Annotated in this window: 10 protein-coding genes; 5 read left to right on the top strand and 5 right to left on the bottom strand. The window is 63.7% G+C overall.

The annotated features are described in order from the left end of the window. Positions 1 to 260 precede the first annotated feature (260 nt). The 5 genes from D1Y85_RS11555 to D1Y85_RS11535 form a co-directional block, all read right to left on the bottom strand. Complete coding sequence (locus tag D1Y85_RS11555) at positions 261 to 962, bottom strand: ABC transporter ATP-binding protein (RefSeq protein WP_124151187.1); 702 nt, start codon at positions 960 to 962, stop codon at positions 261 to 263. Then, the gene (gene livG, locus D1Y85_RS11550) at positions 962 to 1,732 is read right to left on the bottom strand and encodes a high-affinity branched-chain amino acid ABC transporter ATP-binding protein LivG (RefSeq protein WP_124151186.1); all 771 of its coding nucleotides are present in this window, start codon (positions 1,730 to 1,732) and stop codon (positions 962 to 964) included. The genes D1Y85_RS11555 and livG overlap by 1 nt, the downstream gene beginning before the upstream one ends. Next, positions 1,729 to 3,009, bottom strand: a complete 1,281-nt coding sequence (locus D1Y85_RS11545) for a high-affinity branched-chain amino acid ABC transporter permease LivM (protein WP_124151185.1) — start codon at positions 3,007 to 3,009, stop codon at positions 1,729 to 1,731. The genes livG and D1Y85_RS11545 overlap by 4 nt, the downstream gene beginning before the upstream one ends. Before the next feature lie 7 nt (positions 3,010 to 3,016). After that, positions 3,017 to 3,943, bottom strand: coding sequence for a high-affinity branched-chain amino acid ABC transporter permease LivH (gene livH, locus D1Y85_RS11540; protein ID WP_124151184.1), 927 nt, complete (start codon positions 3,941 to 3,943; stop codon positions 3,017 to 3,019). Positions 3,944 to 4,073: 130 nt separating this feature from the next. Then, the gene (locus D1Y85_RS11535; protein WP_124151183.1) at positions 4,074 to 5,192 is read right to left on the bottom strand and encodes a branched-chain amino acid ABC transporter substrate-binding protein; all 1,119 of its coding nucleotides are present in this window, start codon (positions 5,190 to 5,192) and stop codon (positions 4,074 to 4,076) included. 1,004 nt (positions 5,193 to 6,196) lie between these two features. Between D1Y85_RS11535 and D1Y85_RS11530 the strand changes: the two genes are divergently transcribed. The 5 genes from D1Y85_RS11530 to D1Y85_RS11510 all read left to right on the top strand — a co-directional run bounded on the left by D1Y85_RS11530 (position 6,197) and on the right by D1Y85_RS11510 (position 16,463). Further along, positions 6,197 to 7,183, top strand: a complete 987-nt coding sequence (locus tag D1Y85_RS11530) for an ABC transporter substrate-binding protein (protein ID WP_124151182.1) — start codon at positions 6,197 to 6,199, stop codon at positions 7,181 to 7,183. Positions 7,184 to 7,371: 188 nt separating this feature from the next. Beyond that, positions 7,372 to 8,268: an ABC transporter permease gene (locus tag D1Y85_RS11525; RefSeq protein ID WP_124151181.1), complete on the top strand. Its 897-nt coding sequence runs from the start codon at positions 7,372 to 7,374 to the stop codon at positions 8,266 to 8,268. Between the two features lie 3 nt (positions 8,269 to 8,271). After that, positions 8,272 to 9,066 carry an ABC transporter ATP-binding protein gene (locus tag D1Y85_RS11520; protein ID WP_124151180.1) on the top strand — a complete coding sequence of 265 codons (795 nt, stop codon included), beginning with the start codon at positions 8,272 to 8,274 and terminating at the stop codon, positions 9,064 to 9,066. A 635-nt stretch (positions 9,067 to 9,701) separates the two neighbouring features. Continuing rightward, positions 9,702 to 10,946 carry an autotransporter strand-loop-strand O-heptosyltransferase gene (locus D1Y85_RS11515; RefSeq protein ID WP_185218957.1) on the top strand — a complete coding sequence of 415 codons (1,245 nt, stop codon included), beginning with the start codon at positions 9,702 to 9,704 and terminating at the stop codon, positions 10,944 to 10,946. Positions 10,947 to 11,069: 123 nt separating this feature from the next. After that, complete coding sequence (locus D1Y85_RS11510) at positions 11,070 to 16,463, top strand: AIDA repeat-containing protein (protein ID WP_124151178.1); 5,394 nt, start codon at positions 11,070 to 11,072, stop codon at positions 16,461 to 16,463. Positions 16,464 to 16,527: the final 64 nt, after the last annotated feature.

The following is a 16,527-nucleotide window of genomic DNA, read 5'->3' as shown; positions in this document are numbered from 1 at the left end:
GCCACACGGGTAGCACCAGAGCCCGCATCGCAGCATTTTCCGCAACCGTGGGTCCGGGTCGTCCTGCGTTCGCCTGTACCACAGTCCTCGGACCATTCGGGTATGGCTGGCTGCATGCCGGCAGCCACGGACCTCGCAGGTCTGATCGACTCGATCCATCGCAAACGAAACCGCCCGCAAGATCGCCGTTCAGGGAACGGCGATCTTGCGGGCGGAGGCATGCCGCTTTTGAACGGCGTGCGGGTTTTCGGTGAGCCGGACTAGCCGCCGAGATAGGCGCGCTTGATGTCGTCGTTTGCGAGCAGATTGTCCGCGGTGTCGGCGAGCACGACGCGTCCCGTCTCCAGCACATAGCCGCGATCGGCCACGTGCAGCGCCTTGTTCGCATTCTGCTCGACGAGAAACACCGTCACACCCTCATCGCGGATCGTGCGGATGATGTCGAAGATCTGCGCGATCACGAGCGGCGCGAGGCCGAGGGTGGGCTCATCGAGCAGCAATAGACGCGGACGGCTCATGAGCGCGCGGCCAATCGCCAGCATTTGCTGCTCACCGCCCGACATCGTGCCGGCCCGCTGTCTCGCACGCTGATTAAGGCGCGGAAACAACTTGAACACATGCTCAAGGCCCGCCTCGATCTCGTGCTGCGACGCGAAGAAACCGCCCATCTGCAGGTTTTCGAGCACCGTGAGGCTCGGGAACACGCGGCGGCCTTCGGGCGAAATCGCCATGCCGAGACGCATGATTTCGTGCGTCGCCATGCGCGTGATGTCTTCGCCCTCGAATGTCACGCGCCCGGACGACGCGCGCGGCGTACCGCACACGGTCATCATGAGCGTGGTCTTGCCGGCGCCGTTGCTGCCGATCAGCGTGACGATCTCGCCCTTGTTCACTTCAATCGACACGCCCGACAGCGCTTCTACCGCGCCATAGTGCGTATGGACCTTTTCCAGCTTCAGCATCAGTCCTCTCCGAGATACGCCTTGATCACGCGCGGGTCGTTGCGCACTTCGTCAGGCTTACCGATCATGATCGGCTTACCGTGCTCCATCACGAGAATGCGGTCGGACACACCCATCACAAGACTCATGTCGTGTTCGATCAGGAGTACGGAAATACCAAACTCGTTTCGCAATCCGTCCACCATCTGCTGCAGCTCGATCTTCTCCTGCGGGTTCAGACCCGCGGCGGGTTCGTCGAGCATCAGAAGACGCGGCTCGGTGATCATGCAGCGGGCGATTTCGAGCCGCCGCTGATGGCCATACGAAAGCGTGCCCGCCTCACGGTTCGCGACGCTCGTGAGACCCACGCGGTCGAGCCACAGCGCCGCGCGTTCCAGCGCTGCGCGCTCGGCACGGCGATACCCGGGCGTCGTGAAGAGGCCGCTCAGAATGTTGCGGTTGACCTTGAGGTGCTGGGCGACCATCAGGTTCTCCAGCACCGTCAACTGCTTGAAGAGACGAATGTTCTGGAACGTGCGCACGAGCCCGCGCCGCGCCACCTGATGGCTCGGCAGCCCCGTGATCGCGTGACCCTGCAGACGGATATCGCCCGCGGTCGGCTTGTAGAAACCGCCGACGCAGTTGAACACCGTCGTCTTGCCCGCGCCGTTCGGGCCGATGATCGCGAAGACTTCGTTCGCGCGCACATCGAACTCGATGCCGTCCACGGCGAGCAGGCCGCCGAAGCGCATCTGCAGACCCGATACTTTCAACAACTGTTCTGCGCTCATCGCGGCAACTCCACATGCGGACGGCTCGCGGGCAGCAGGCCCTGCGGACGCCACATCATCATCAGCACCATCACGAGACCGAAGATCAGCATCCGGTACTCGGCAAAGCCGCGTGCGATTTCCGGCAGCACGGTCAGCAGGATCGCGGCGAGCACGACGCCCAGCTGCGAGCCCATGCCGCCCAGCACCACCACGGCGAGAATCAGCGCCGACTCGATGAACGTGAACGACTCGGGCGTAACGAGCCCCTGTCGCGCCGCGAAGAACGCACCCGCGAGACCCGCGAACGACGCACCGAGCGTGAACGCGGAAAGCTTCACGCGCGTCGGATTCAGACCGAGCGAGCGGCAGGCGATTTCGTCCTCGCGCAGCGCTTCCCACGCGCGGCCCATGGGCATGCGCAAGAGGCGGCTCGTGACGAAGAGCGTGAATGCGACCAGCACGAGCGCGAGCAGGTAGAGGAAGATCACCACGTGATCGCCGCTGTATTCCCAACCCATGAGCTCATGGAACGTCTTTGCGCCATCCACACTCGCGTGGCGCGCCATCTCGAAGCCAAACACGGTCGGCTTCGGAATGCCCGAAATGCCGTCGGGACCGCCCGTGATACTCGTGAGGTTGTTCAGCAGGAGACGAATGATCTCGCCGAAACCGAGCGTGACGATCGCGAGATAGTCGCCGCGCAGACGCAACACCGGAAAGCCGAGCAGGAAACCAAACGTGGCCGAGGCGAGCGCAGCAATCGGCAGACACTCCCAGAACGTCAGGCCGAAATACTGATTGAGCAGCGCATACGTATAGCCGCCGACCGCGTAAAAACCGACATAGCCGAGATCGAGCAGACCCGCGAAGCCGACGACGATGTTCAGGCCGAGGCCGAGAATCACGTAGATCAGCGCAAGCGTCGCGACGTCCACGGCGCCGCGCGAACCGACGAAGCCGAAGCCGAGGCCGAATGCGAGCAGCACCCAGATCGCCACGCGCTGGCCACGCGCGCCGGGCACAGGCAGCGCGGGCAGACGCACGCCGCTCGTCGCGCGCTGGAATAGCGGCTTGACGAGCTGGAACACGAATACGACCGCCGCCGCGATCCAGACGGGTCGCCAGTGCTGCTGCAGCACGACCTGATAACCGTCGAGCGTCAGTTGCAGGCCGAGAACCGGCGCGGTGAGGATGATCGTCGCCAGCGCGGCGGCGAATGCTCCCTTCACTGTCTGCGAAGAGGACGCGCCATGTGCGCGGTTGCTGCCGATGGAAACCGGAATGGGTTGACTCATGACGTCCTCACACCTTTTCGACGTCCGGCTTGCCGAGCAGGCCGGTGGGACGGAACAGCAGCACGAGCACGAGCAGGCCGAACGCAACGACGTCCTTGTACTCAGCCGGCATGTAGCCCGAGGCGAACGTTTCGGCGAGGCCGAGCAGCACGCCGCCGAGCATCGCGCCCGGAATGCTGCCGATGCCGCCGAGCACCGCCGCCGTAAACGCCTTGATGCCCGCGATGAAGCCGATATACGGATTGAGCTTGCCGATCGTGAGACCGATCAGCACGCCGCCCACGGCGGCGAGCATCGCGCCGAGCACGAACGTGAACGAGATCACGCGGTTCGTGTCGATGCCGAGGAGATTGGCCATCTTCATGTCCTCGGCGCAGGCGCGGCAGGCGCGGCCCATACGCGAGCGACTGATGAAGAGCGTGAGCGCGATCATCAGCACGAGCGTCACGCCGACGATCAGCATGCGTGCATACGGGATCGTCACGTCGAAGTTGCCGCCCATGTTGAATTCGATCGCGCCGGAGATGAGCTGCGGCACCGAGACGTCGCGCGCGCCCTGCCCGATCTGCACGTAGTTCTGCAGGAAGATCGACATGCCGATCGCCGAGATCAGCGGCACGAGGCGCGGCCCGCCGCGCAGCGGCCTATACGCGACGCGCTCGACCGCAAAACCGTAGAGTCCGGTGACGAGCACCGAGACGATGAGCGCCGCGCCCAGCACGAGCGGCAGCGGATAACCCGCGGAGATGCCGATGGCCGTGAGCGTGACGAGGCCCACATAGGCGCCGATCATGTAGATCTCGCCGTGAGCGAAGTTGATCATGCCGATGATGCCGTAGACCATCGTGTAGCCGATGGCGATCAACGCATAGATCGCACCCAGCGTGAGCCCGTTGACGAGCTGCTGGGTAAATTGGGGAAGAAAATCGTTCATGCAAACACCTCGCGGCAATAAGACCGATCAGGACCGCTCACAGCGGTCAGACCCGGATTCGACACCGCCGGATTTGAAAACGCCCCGCCCGTCGAAACGAGGAGCGGGGCGTCCGGTTGACGCGCCGGGATTAGTTAGCGGCGGTCTTCGTGGCGTCCTTGTGCCACGTGAAAACGACGAAGCGGAACGACTTCAGGTCGCCCTGTGCGTCGTATTCCACCTTGCCGATCGGCGTGCTGACTGCGTTCTTGTGGATGTAAGCAGCGACCTTGGTCGGGTCGATGCTCTTCGCACCCGCGATACCGTTGGCGATCACTTCGACCGCGGCATACGACGGCATCTGGAACGGACCGTTGGCGTCGCGCTTCGCGTCGGCAAATGCCTTCACGAGCTTCGCGTTCGCGGGATCGGCGGAGAAGTCGGCGGGCAGCGTGACGAGCATGCCTTCCGAAGCCGCGCCGGCGATGGCCGTCACGTCCTTGTTGCCCACGCCTTCAGGTCCCATGAACGTGGCCTTCACGCCCTGTTCGCGCGACTGGCGCAGCAGGAGGCCCATTTCCGGGTGGTAGCCGCCGAAGTACACAAAGTCCACGCCCTGCGACTTGAGCTTCGTGACGATTGCCGAGTAGTCCGAATCACCTGCGTTGATGCCTTCGAACACGACGACCGGGATGTGCGCCTTGTCGAGCGCGCCCTTCACCGACGTCGCAATGCCCTGGCCATACGACTGCTTGTCGTGCAGGATGGCGACCTTCTTCGGCTTGACCTTGTTGATGATGTAGGCAGCAGCGGCGGGACCCTGCTGGTCGTCACGGCCGATCGTGCGGAAGATGAACTGGCGCTTCTTGCCTTCCGTGAGCTGCGGTGCGGTAGCCGACGGCGTGACCATCACGACGCCTTCGTTCTCGTAGATGTCCGATGCGGGAATCGTCGAGCCCGAGCAGACGTGGCCGACCACGTACTGGATGTGCTGCGAAACGATCTTGTTCGCGACGGCGACGGCCTGCTTCGGCTCGCACGAGTCATCCATCAGGACGGCTTCGAGCTTGTTGCCGTTCACGCCGCCAGCGGCGTTGATCTGCTCGATAGCGGTCAGTGCGCCCGCCTTGACCATGTCGCCGTACTGGGCGACCGCGCCGCTGAACGGACCCGCGATGGCGATTTTCACAGTGTCGGCGTGCGCAGCGGCTGCACCCAGGGAGAGCAGCGCGGCAGCGACGGAAAGGGAAGTAAGGCGAGACGACATCATCTGGAGCTCCTCGTTTGTTTTCGGGTCAACCGGCCAGGCGGGTTGACGTGCGCAAACGAACAGCACTCCAGGACATCGGTCATGGAGAACGACCATGACGGGCCAAAAAAAAGACGTGACGGGGCCCGGCATGTATCGGCCGCCTTGTCGCGACCGAGTTCGGAGAGATTGCACGGAATACAACCTCTAATGCGCAAGCGATCCGCCTGCCCCGTTCGCTGCATTTCGTACCGGATAGATGGTCCAGCCTGAATCAGCGATCGGCGGATAATATCAACAAACACTTGTGAACGCAACTATGAGGTTTTCAAACCTTGATGCGAATATGGGGTCGCATTGAATTGACGCGACGGGTGGAAAGTCTTTGAAAATGCACGAAAAATCGTGCCCGTATGCGGCCCTGGTGGATCGGCATGCCGAAGATGACCGGCTGGTGCGGCTCTCCGGCAAATGTTTTCAAAACCTTTCCGGCGGAATATTGCGAATTAATTGTAGATAAATGGACTCCATTAATGGCCAGATTATATATAGCCTCCCGTTTTATTTACGATAGCCGACAGATCACCCGCCATATCGCAAAATAAACCCATGGAAAACCCTAAATCAAGGCCACGCCATCATGTTGATTCACAAAGAAAATCGCCTCGCAAAACCAGTTTCCAGGATGCCATTGAACGTCAAACCAACACGATAATCCTCCCGTTGAGCATCGTCATGACATTCCGAAACGAAACCCGGAAAAAATTCTCTCCCACGTCGGATTACCGGAAAATCAAGCCGGAATACCCGCTCGCGAGGCGTGAACAAAGCGGCGCGCCGCCGCGGCAAAATGACCTTCCAGCGCCCCGATAGCCCATCCGAAAGTGGTATCCTCGCACCCTCGCCGTCGGACCACTGCACCATAACGCGCGCGCCGCAGAACATCCGGGCCGCGCGGGATGACGGCGACGCCGCGCTACGCGGCAATATCATCCAGACCTGAAGTTTCGGGGGAGATCCCACGCATGAAGTCGTTCAAGCTGGCCGCCAGGGCCGCCACCCAAACCGTTATCGGCAGCGCTATCGCACTGTCGCTGTTCTCCGGCGCCGCTCACGCGCAAACCGCCACCGTTGAAGTGCTGTCGATCGTCGAGCACCCCGCGCTCGACGCGATCCGCGACGGTGTGCGCGACGAACTGAAGGCCGCCGGCTACGATGCAGGCAAGAACCTGAAGTGGGAATACCAGAGCGCGCAGGGCAATACCGGCACCGCCGCGCAGATCGCCCGCAAGTTCGTCGGCGACAACCCGAGCGCGATCGTCGCGATCGCCACGCCTTCGGCGCAAGCCGTCGTCGCCGCGACGAAGACCGTGCCGGTCGTGTACGCGGGCGTGACTGACCCGATCGCCGCGCAACTCGTTAAGGGCTGGGCGCCGAGCGGCACCAACGTCACGGGCGTCTCGGACAAGCTCCCGCTCGACAAGCAGGTCGCACTGATCAAGCGCGTCGTGCCGAATGCGAAGACCGTGGGCATGGTCTACAACCCGGGCGAGGCTAACTCGGTCGTGGTGGTGAAGGCGCTCAAGGAACTGCTCGCGAAAAACGGCATGACGCTCAAGGAAGCCGCCGCACCGCGCACCGTCGATATCGCACCGGCCGCCAAGAGCCTGATCGGCAAGGTCGACGTGATCTACACGAACACGGACAACAACGTGGTCTCGGCGTATGAGGCGCTCGTGAAGGTTGCCAACGACGCGAAGATCCCGCTCATCGCCTCCGACACGGACAGCGTGAAGCGCGGCGCAATCGCAGCGCTCGGCATCGACTACAGCAACCTCGGCCATCAGACCGGCAAGGTCGTCGTGCGTATCCTGAAGGGCGAGAAGCCCGGCGCGATCGCATCGGAAACGAGCACCGACCTGCAACTGTTCGTGAACCCGGCCGCGGCGCAAAAGCAGGGTGTGACACTGTCCGCCGATCTGCTCAAGGACGCGACCTCGGTCGTCAAGTAACGCCGCTTCGTCGCGACAAGTGTCCGCCGCATGCGGACGCGTGTCGCGAACGGCTAGCAGGCCAGTAGAAAAAAACCGGCGTACCCTTATCGGGTACGCACGGACGCGAAGTTTCCCGGCCCGGGCGCGTCGTCCCTCGGCAAGTCCGATACACCCCGGCGGGAGACCGCAACAGGATTTTTGTTCCCATGTCCCTTTACTCGCTTCTGGGCGCCCTGGAGATCGGGCTGATCTTCAGTCTCGTCGCCCTGGGGGTGCTGATTTCGTTTCGCATCCTTAACTTCCCCGACCTCACCGTGGACGGCAGCTTTCCGCTCGGCGGCGCCGTTGCTGCGACGCTGATCTCCGCCGGTCACGATCCGTTTCTCGCGACCGCCTGCGCGATGATCGCGGGCGCGATGGCCGGTTTCGTCACGGGCTGGCTCAACGTGCGCCTGAAAATCATGGACCTGCTCGCCAGCATCCTGATGATGATCGCGCTCTACTCGGTCAACCTGCGCGTGATGGGCGCGCCGAACGTGCCGCTCATTTCCGAAGCCACCGTCTTCACGATGATTCAGCCGACCTGGCTGCCCGACTACGTACTGCGTCCGCTCGCACTGCTCGTTATCGTCATCGTTGCGAAGTGCGGCGTGGACTGGTTCTTCTCGTCGCAATACGGCCTCGCGCTGCGCGCCACGGGCGCGAATCCGCGCATGGCGCGCGCCCAGGGCATCGCCACGGGACGCGCGACGCTGGCCGGCATGGCGCTGTCGAACGCGCTCGTCGCAACGGCCGGTGCGCTCTTCGCGCAGACCCAGGGCGGCTCGGACATCTCGATGGGCATCGGCACGATCGTGATCGGTCTTGCTGCCGTGATCATCGGCGAAAGCATCCTGCCCGCGCGCCGTCTGGTGCTCACGACGCTCGCCGCCGTGCTCGGCGCGATCCTTTATCGCTTCTTCATCGCGCTCGCGCTCAACAGCGATTTCATCGGGCTCAAGGCTCAGGACCTGAATCTCGTGACTGCCGCCCTCGTGACGATCGCACTCGTGCTGCCTGCGACGCGCAAGAAACTCTTCGGCCGCAAGAACGGGAGGGCATAAGCCATGCTCAGCGCAAAGGACCTCAGGCTCACTTTCAATCCCGGCACGCCAATCGAAATGCGCGCGCTGCGCGGGCTCTCGCTCGAAATCCCGACTAGCCAGTTCGTCGCCGTGATCGGCTCGAACGGCGCGGGCAAGTCGACCTTCCTCAACGCGATCAGCGGCGACCAGATGGTCGACGAAGGCTCGATCACGATCGACGGCCAGGACGTCACGAAGAAGCACGCATGGGACCGCGCGCACCTCGTGGCGCGCGTGTTCCAGGACCCGATGGCGGGCACCTGCGAAGCCCTCACGATCGAGGAAAACATGGCGCTCGCCATGGCGCGCGGCAAGCGTCGCGGCTTCGGCCCGGCGCTGCGCAAGCAGGACCGCGAACTCTTTCGCGACAAGCTGAGTCTTTTGAACCTCGGCCTCGAAAACCGGCTGACCGACCGCATCGGCCTGCTCTCGGGCGGACAGCGCCAGGCAGTGAGCCTGTTGATGGCTTCGCTGCAACCGTCGCGCATCCTGCTGCTCGACGAGCATACGGCTGCGCTCGATCCGAAGACCGCCGCGTTCGTGCTGGAACTGACCGCGCGCATCGTGGAGGAAGCCAAACTCACGACGATGATGGTCACGCACAGCATGCGCCAGGCGCTCGACTACGGCGAGCGCACGATCATGCTGCACCAGGGCCAGGTCGTGCTGGACGTGTCGGGCGACGCGCGACGCGGACTCGACGTGCCGGACCTGCTGCGCATGTTCGAACAGACGCGACACGAAAAGCTCGACGACGACGCCCTGCTGCTCGGTTGAGCGTCGCGCCGCGAGATCGGCAATTCCGATCCCCACTCAGTGAACCGCACTGAGTGGGGATTTTTCTTTTTGGGGACCATTGCGCACACGCTTGCCCTGACTGGCAGCTCCCTGAGCCAAGGCTGGAGTTGACCTCTGGGCAGGATGCATTACGTATGCGCAACCCATTGATTTGCTTGACCACTTTGTCGTGTGCGCCCTCGGCCAGTTGCCTATGGCTCATCCGGCAGCGCGATTGCGGGAGTAAGTTGAAAAAACAACCGTGGCTCCGCAGGACCAGGGTTTATCCCTGATAGCGGCTAGCAGCCGACGTCTATCACCCATCCCGCGGGCAGCCGGAAGCCGCTCCGGGCGGGCTTTCCGGGTTACGGAAGCCAACGCCGGCGAGCCAATACTTGTTTAACCTTACGGTTTTGTTGTTTGACAACTATTGCGCTGTAATTTTATGATCAGTCGCGAACGCTAGTCCGGATGCGAACGGGCTCACTGAGCCCGTTCTCCGCCCGGCGAATTCGCGGGCAGTGGTGCAAACGTCGGGGGACATGGAATGACCGGCACACGCACCAGGGAAAACGCTTAGTTATGCAGAATAATTTCAGGCTATTAGAAAGGCCGATGCGCGGCCCGGAGACGATTTGAAGAAGAAGGACAAGACGGCGGCCGTTGCGGACAAGCAACCGGCCAGGAACACGTCCCCCACGCCCGACGTCAAGGGCAATTTCGTAGCGCCGTCCGCCGCCCCGACCCAGCAAGGGCCGAACGGAATCCGTTACGACTTCAATGACGGCTGCCGCGTCGTCCTGCCCGAAGCACGGGACGACTGGTTCGTGCGCCTGCGTGACGTGACGACGAATAACGTGCTTTTCGAAACCGCGCTCAAGTCCGGTTTCGTTGCGAGCAGCAAGAAATACTACGTTCCGTTCGAGATCGAGGTGCGCAACGGCGATGCCGAGGTGATGCGCCACCAGTTCGACCTCAACGGCCAGTGCGTGCTGATCCAGTTTCCCGTCGGCACGCTCGGCGATCTGATCGCCTGGTTTCCGTATGCAGCGAAATTCGCACGGCAACACCCCGGTTGCGCCCTGACCTGCTCGATGGGCGCGCCAATGATTGCGCTCTTCAAGACACGTTATCCGCGGATAACGTTCGTGACGCCCGAGGAAGTCGATCCGGCGCAGTTCTATGCGACGTACAACATCGGCCTTTTCTTCACCGATGAGGCGAACGTCAGTCAGCCCTGCGATTTCCGTCATGTGGGCCTGCACCGCACAGCGGGTTACATCCTCGGCGTCGATCCCGACGAGACGCCCCCGGAGATCGAATTGCAGGAGACCTCCCGCCCTATTCCCGAAAAATACGTCTGCATTGCCGCCCAAAGCACGACGCAGTGCAAATACTGGAATAACCCCACCGGCTGGCGCGAGCTTGTGCAGTTCCTTAAGGACCACGGCTACCGCGTGATCTGCATCGACCAGAAAGCCACACACGGCACCGGCACGGTCTGGAATCACATCCCCTATGGCAGTGAGGACGAGACGGGCGACAAGCCGCTTGCCGAACGTGCGCGGTGGCTCAAGCATGCCGACTTCTTCATCGGCCTCTCCAGCGGGCTGTCGTGGCTCGCGTGGGCCATGGGCACGCCGGTCGTGATGATCAGCGGCTTCACGCATCCGACCAACGAGTTTCACACGCCGTTTCGGGTCATCAACTACCACACGTGCAACAGCTGCTGGAACGACGTACGGGTAATGTTCGATCATAAGGACTTCTTATGGTGCCCGCGCCATGCAGGTACGCCGAGGCAGTTCGAATGCACGCGCCTGATCACGACCGAGCAGGTCAAGCACGTAATACGCCGCATTCCCGGGTTCGGAGCGTAAGGCATCGGGGAAGGCCAGGCCAGTTTCGTTGCCAGTCCGTGCTGGGCAGATTTCAGGCTGCAAATAAAAAAAGGCGGGACACCCCAAGACCAGGTGCCCCGCAGACACATTGGGGATACGTAGATGAAACGGTTGACCTACCGTCGCAAGTATTGCGTGCATCGTTTTGGGTTCAGGCGCGCGGGGTTGTCGCGGCTCGTCAGGCTGTTGCTTGGCTTCGCAGCGGCACAGGGCGTTCCGATGTTGGCTCACGCGCAAGCGGTGGCATGTGCTGTTGCGACATCGACGGACACGAGTTGCACGCCCGATGGCGGAACTACCACCGTCGCCCTGACGTCGGCCACCGTGTACCTGAATACTTCGGCAAACGTATCGCCGGCGGGCGCAGGAACAATTAACGCCGTGGTGGATGGAACGACCGCGACCAGTGCGGTGCAGACCGTGTCCGGCACGAACACCGTGTCCGTGGACACCTACGTCGTCGCTTCGGGCGGCACGGCGAAACAGGTCGTCAGCAAAGGCGGCATTGCATACGGCACCGTCGTGCTCGGCGGTCTTCAGAACGTGGTGTCCGGCGGAGTCGCGTCCGGCACGATCGTGGAGAGCGCAGGTGCAGCCACCGTCAATGGATCGAACTATGTTGCCAACTCCGGCGGCACGCTCTACATCGGCGGCTCCGGCGGCGGCTATAGTGCGGGCAGCGCCTATGACACGACTGTCGAGGCCGGCGGCAAGATGGTCGTGGCCTCTGGCGGTGCCGGCGGCTATGCGCAAGGCACACTGGTGAGCGGCACGGGCGCGCAGATGGCCGTGCTGACGACCGGCGTTGCATCGGCGACTACGGTCGAAAACGGCGGCACGGTATCACTCGCATCGGGGACGACGGCCGGCGGTGTGGCTTCGTCGACGATCGTCGATGGCGGCGGCGTATTCGCCGTGTCTTCCGGCGGCAAGTCGATCGGTGCGACTGTCAATAGCGGCGGTGCCGAAACGGTGTATGCCGCCGGCACGGACCAGAACGCCACCGTACAGGCCAACGGCACGTTGAACGTCAGTTCGGGCGGTTCGGCCTCGGGCGCCGACGTCGACGGCGGCACGCTCAATGTCTCGTCCACCGGCACCCTCCAGGGCGCGACTGTCTCGGACGCCGGCAACATCAAGGTGAGTGCGGGCGGCGTGGCCGCTGGCACGACCGTGTCGAGCGGCGGCACACAAAGCCTGCTCGGCACCGCTACTGCCACCGCGATCGCAGCCGGCGGTACGGAAAATGTTTCGTCCGGTGGCGTCGATACCGGTGCAACGGTCAACGGCGTGCAAAACGTCAAGTCGGGCGGCAGCGCCGCAAACGCCGCCGTTGCAAGCGGCGGTACGCAAAACGTCGCGGGAACGGGTGGAGTCGTGAGCAGCACCACCGTCACTTACGGCGGCACACAGATCGTTTCGTCGGGCGCAAGTGCGTCCGGCACGACCGTGTCGAGCGGCGGCACACTCAATGTTACGTCGGGCGGCACCGCCACCGGCGTGACGCAGAATGCCGGCGCCGCGCTGATTACCGATACCGCCGAGACACTAACCGGTACGTATGGCGCAGGCAGCGCTGCATTCTCGATTTCCGGCAATGTCGCGACAGGCCTCGTGATCGAAAATGGCGGCTCGTTGGCCGTACTGACGGGTGGCATGTCGCTCAACTCGCATATCGGCAACGGCGGTCAGGAAATTGTTTCGATCGGCGGCACGGCCAACGACGCGACGGTAGCGAGCGGCGGCAAACAGACTATCGACGGCGGCACCGCAATCAGCACCACGCTGAATAGCGGCGCCGAACTCGACGTCAGTTCGGGCGGCACCGCCACTGGCGTGACGCAGAATGCAGGTGCCGTGCTGGTCACCGACACCGCCGAAAACCTGTCGGGCAATGTTGTTTCGGCCGGGGTCAGCAGCGCCTTCTCTATCCTGGGTGGCGTTGCCTCAAACGTTGTGGTCGAGAACGGCGGGGCCCTGACCGTGCTGGCGGGCAACACCTCGCTCGCTACGCAAGTGGGCAACGGCGGCACGGAAACCATATCGGCTGGTGGTGTGGCGAGCGGCACCGTGATCAACAATGGCGGCGCACAAAACATCCTGAACGGCGGCACGGCCATCAACGCAACCGTCAATAGCGGCGGCACGCAAAACATCCTGACCGGTGGCGTGGCCTCGGGCACGACCGTGACCAACGGCGGGCTGCAGAGTATTGCCAGCGGCGGCACATCGGTCAATGCGCTGGTGGACAGCGGCGGCACTCAGTTCGTGTCGTCAGGCGGCGTGCTGTCCGGCGGTACCGTCGAAGCGGGCGGTGCAGTGTATCTGGTGTCCGGTTACGTCAACAGTGGCGAAAGTACGTCGGCCGGTGACGTGAGCGTACTGGACGTCCCGCAGACCTTGTCGGCAGGTTCCACACAGACAGTCACCTCGGGTTCGACCGCAATCGGCACGGTGGTGAGCAGCGGCGGCACGCTGTATGTGCTGGGCGGCACCATGGCGGGCAATACCGACATCTCGAGCGGCGGCGTGCTCGTGGTCTCCTCGGGCGGCACTGCAACCAACACGGTGCAAAGCGCCGGCGGCGCGCTGGTACTGAACACGGCGGATACCGTGACCGGCAATGTGTTCTCCGTCTCGGGCACATCGAGCGCCTTCACGATTGCGCAAAACGTGGCGTCGGGCGTCGTGGCCGAGGATGGCGGCAGCCTGACCGTGCTGTCGGGCGGCACGTCGCTCACGACCACGGTCGGCAGTGGCGGCGCCGAAATCGTATCCGCGGGCGGTCTGGCTAGCGGCACGGTCGTCGGTTCGAATGGCCAGCAGACCATTTCGGCCGGCGGTCTCGCCGTGTCCGCGCAGATCGGCGCAGGCGGCGCGCAGAACGTCATGTCGGGCGGGTCGGCGGTGGCTGCGCAAATCGGCAGCGGCGGCACGCAAACAGTGTCAGGCGGAGGCCTCGCGACCGGCACGCAGATCGGTGCGAGCGGCGCGCAGATCATTACCTCCGGCGGTTTGGCGACCACCACCGTGATCAGCGCGGGCGGCCTGCAGTCCATCCTTTCCGGCGGCACCGCGGCCGTTACAACCGTGGCTTCGGGCGGCACGCAGGATATTGCGAATGGCGGCACGTCGTTGAGCGCAACCGTGACGAGCGGCGGCACACAAAACGTAAGTACGGGCGGCATCGTCATCGATTCGACGGTGATGTCGGGCGGCGTGCAGAACATTACCTCTGGCACGGTGACGAGCGCCGTCGTGTCGAGTGGCGGCAATCAGACCGTGACGGGCGGTGTGGTCAGCGCGACCACGCTCGGCACCAGCGCGACGCAGACGGTGTCGGGCGGTGGCGTTGCCATCGGCAGCGTGGTCGATGGCGGCACCCAGTTCGTCTCGGCCGGTGGCTCGGCGTCGGCGACCGTCGTCAATTCGCAGGGCTCGCAGGTTGTGTCTGCCCTGGCCGTGGCGAACGACACCATCGTCAACAACGGCGGCGCGCAAACGGTGCTGACGTCCGGCACCGCCAACGCAACGACAGTGAGTGGCGGATTGCAGATCGTGTCGGGCGGTGTCGCCAACGGCACGATCGTCAGTGGCGGCGGTACGCAGTCCGTGTTGTCGGGCGGTGTCGCCAGCGGCGGCCAGATCAATGCCGGCGGCAGTCAGGTGCTGAGCTCGGGCGGCACGGCCACCAACGCGACCGTCAATCAGGGCGGTACGCAGTATGTGTATGGTGGCGGCCTCGCGATCGATACCCAACTGAATTCGGGCGCCACGCAGATCGTCGATGGCGTGATTTACGGTGTCGCTTCGGGCACGACGGTGGGCCGCGGCGCCTTGCAGGACGTCACGAGCGGCGGCTCGGCGGTCAATACGCTGGTTTCGGGCGGTACGCAGCAAGTCGATGGCGCAGGCAACGGCATGGGTACCGGAATCGCCACCAGCACCACAGTCGCGAACGGCGGCGTACTGCTGATGAACGGCGGCATCGCCACGAACGTCACGATCGGCTCGGGTGGCGCGACGGTTGAAGGTATCGGCTCGATCACGCCGGGCCTGACCATGACCAGCGGCAGCACGCTGTACGCGAACCAACCCGGCACGGGCCTGAACATCAGCGGCACACTCTCGTTCAATAGCGGCGCGACGTATGCCGTCGCGATCACGCCGACATCGGGCGGTGTCACAACCGTGCTCGGCAACGTGACGATCGGCAGCGGCACCACGCTGCAACTGATCTCGTCTGGCAGTGGCTACACGCTGGGCACCACGTACACGGTTCTGAGCTATTCGGGTCTCTTGTCCGGCGCGTTCAGCAATGTGACGACGAACCTGGCCTATATGGACAGCAGCGTTAGCTACGGAGCGAGCGGCGCCGTGACGGTCACGCTGGCCGCACCGTCGACCATCAACTTCGCGCTGCCGGTCGATTCGATCAACCAGAATCATGTGGCCGCGGTGCTGAGCCGGATCTACGACAACGGCGGCAACGCCGTGACGCAGGCGCTCATCCCGGCCACGCAACGTCAGGCCTATAGCGCGATGTCCGAACTGGCCGGCAGCGAAGCGGTGCCGTTCCGCCAGATCGCGCAGGACCGCACGGGTGAGGCGCAGAACACCATCGCCTCGCATCTCGTACAGGGCAGCGCCCTCGCCCACGGCCTGTGGGTGAGTGCGGATTATCAGCACAACACGGCCCGCAGCGACGGCACCCTCGGTAGCGACGGTTACGACGACAACTCCGCCGCGCTGACCGTCGGCTACGACCAGGCCGTGCTGCCCGACGTTCGTGCCGGCGCCGCGTTGATCGCCAACAACGACAACGTGGACTTTGCGGACAATCCGGCAAACGCGCGCATCAACGGCGTGCAAGGTCAGCTGTATGGCACGTGGTCGCCGTCGGCTCGTCCGTTCTACGTCACCGGCATCGCTGGGCTCGGCTACTGGAACAACCGCCTGACACGCACTGTGACCGTCGATACGCAAAGCGAACAGAACACCGCGACGTTCAATACCACCAGCGAAACGCTGTATGGCGAAGCGGGCCTGAAACTCGCCACGGCCGCCGGCACCCTCGAGCCGTATGCGGGCCTGACGGTGGGTCACTTCGGCCAGCAGAGCGCGACCGAAAGCGGCGGCGTGAGCGCACTCTCCTATGGCCCGGCGAGCACGAATGCCGTGTTCAGCGTGCTCGGCGCACGCCTGCTCAAGCAGGGCGGCGTGCTGTTCGGCCATTCGGTCGACTGGCACGTGGATCTGGCCTGGACGCATAGCCTGACCGGCGTGGACCAGTCACTGACGGCTTCGTTCGTGAACGCGCCGGGCCAGGCGTGGCAGGTCTACGGCACGCCGACCGACCGAGACGCGGCACGCCTCGACGTAGGCGCCCAGATGCAGGTGACACAGCGAGTCAGCCTGTTCGCGAAGCTCGGCGGCGAAGTCGGTACGCATACCCGCGCTTTCGGCGGCCAGCTGGGCGCTCAATGGCAGTGGTGATGGCGTGATGAGCGGGCCGGCGCCGACCCGCCATTGGTCCGTTACCGCCCACAAAAAGATTTCG

The sequence above is a fragment of the Paraburkholderia dinghuensis genome (assembly GCF_003837865.1).
GTDB classification, from domain to species: Bacteria; Pseudomonadota; Gammaproteobacteria; order Burkholderiales; family Burkholderiaceae; genus Paraburkholderia; species Paraburkholderia dinghuensis.
The sequence above is the reverse complement of the archived record's forward strand: the minus strand, read 5'-3'. Positions and strand labels throughout refer to the sequence as shown.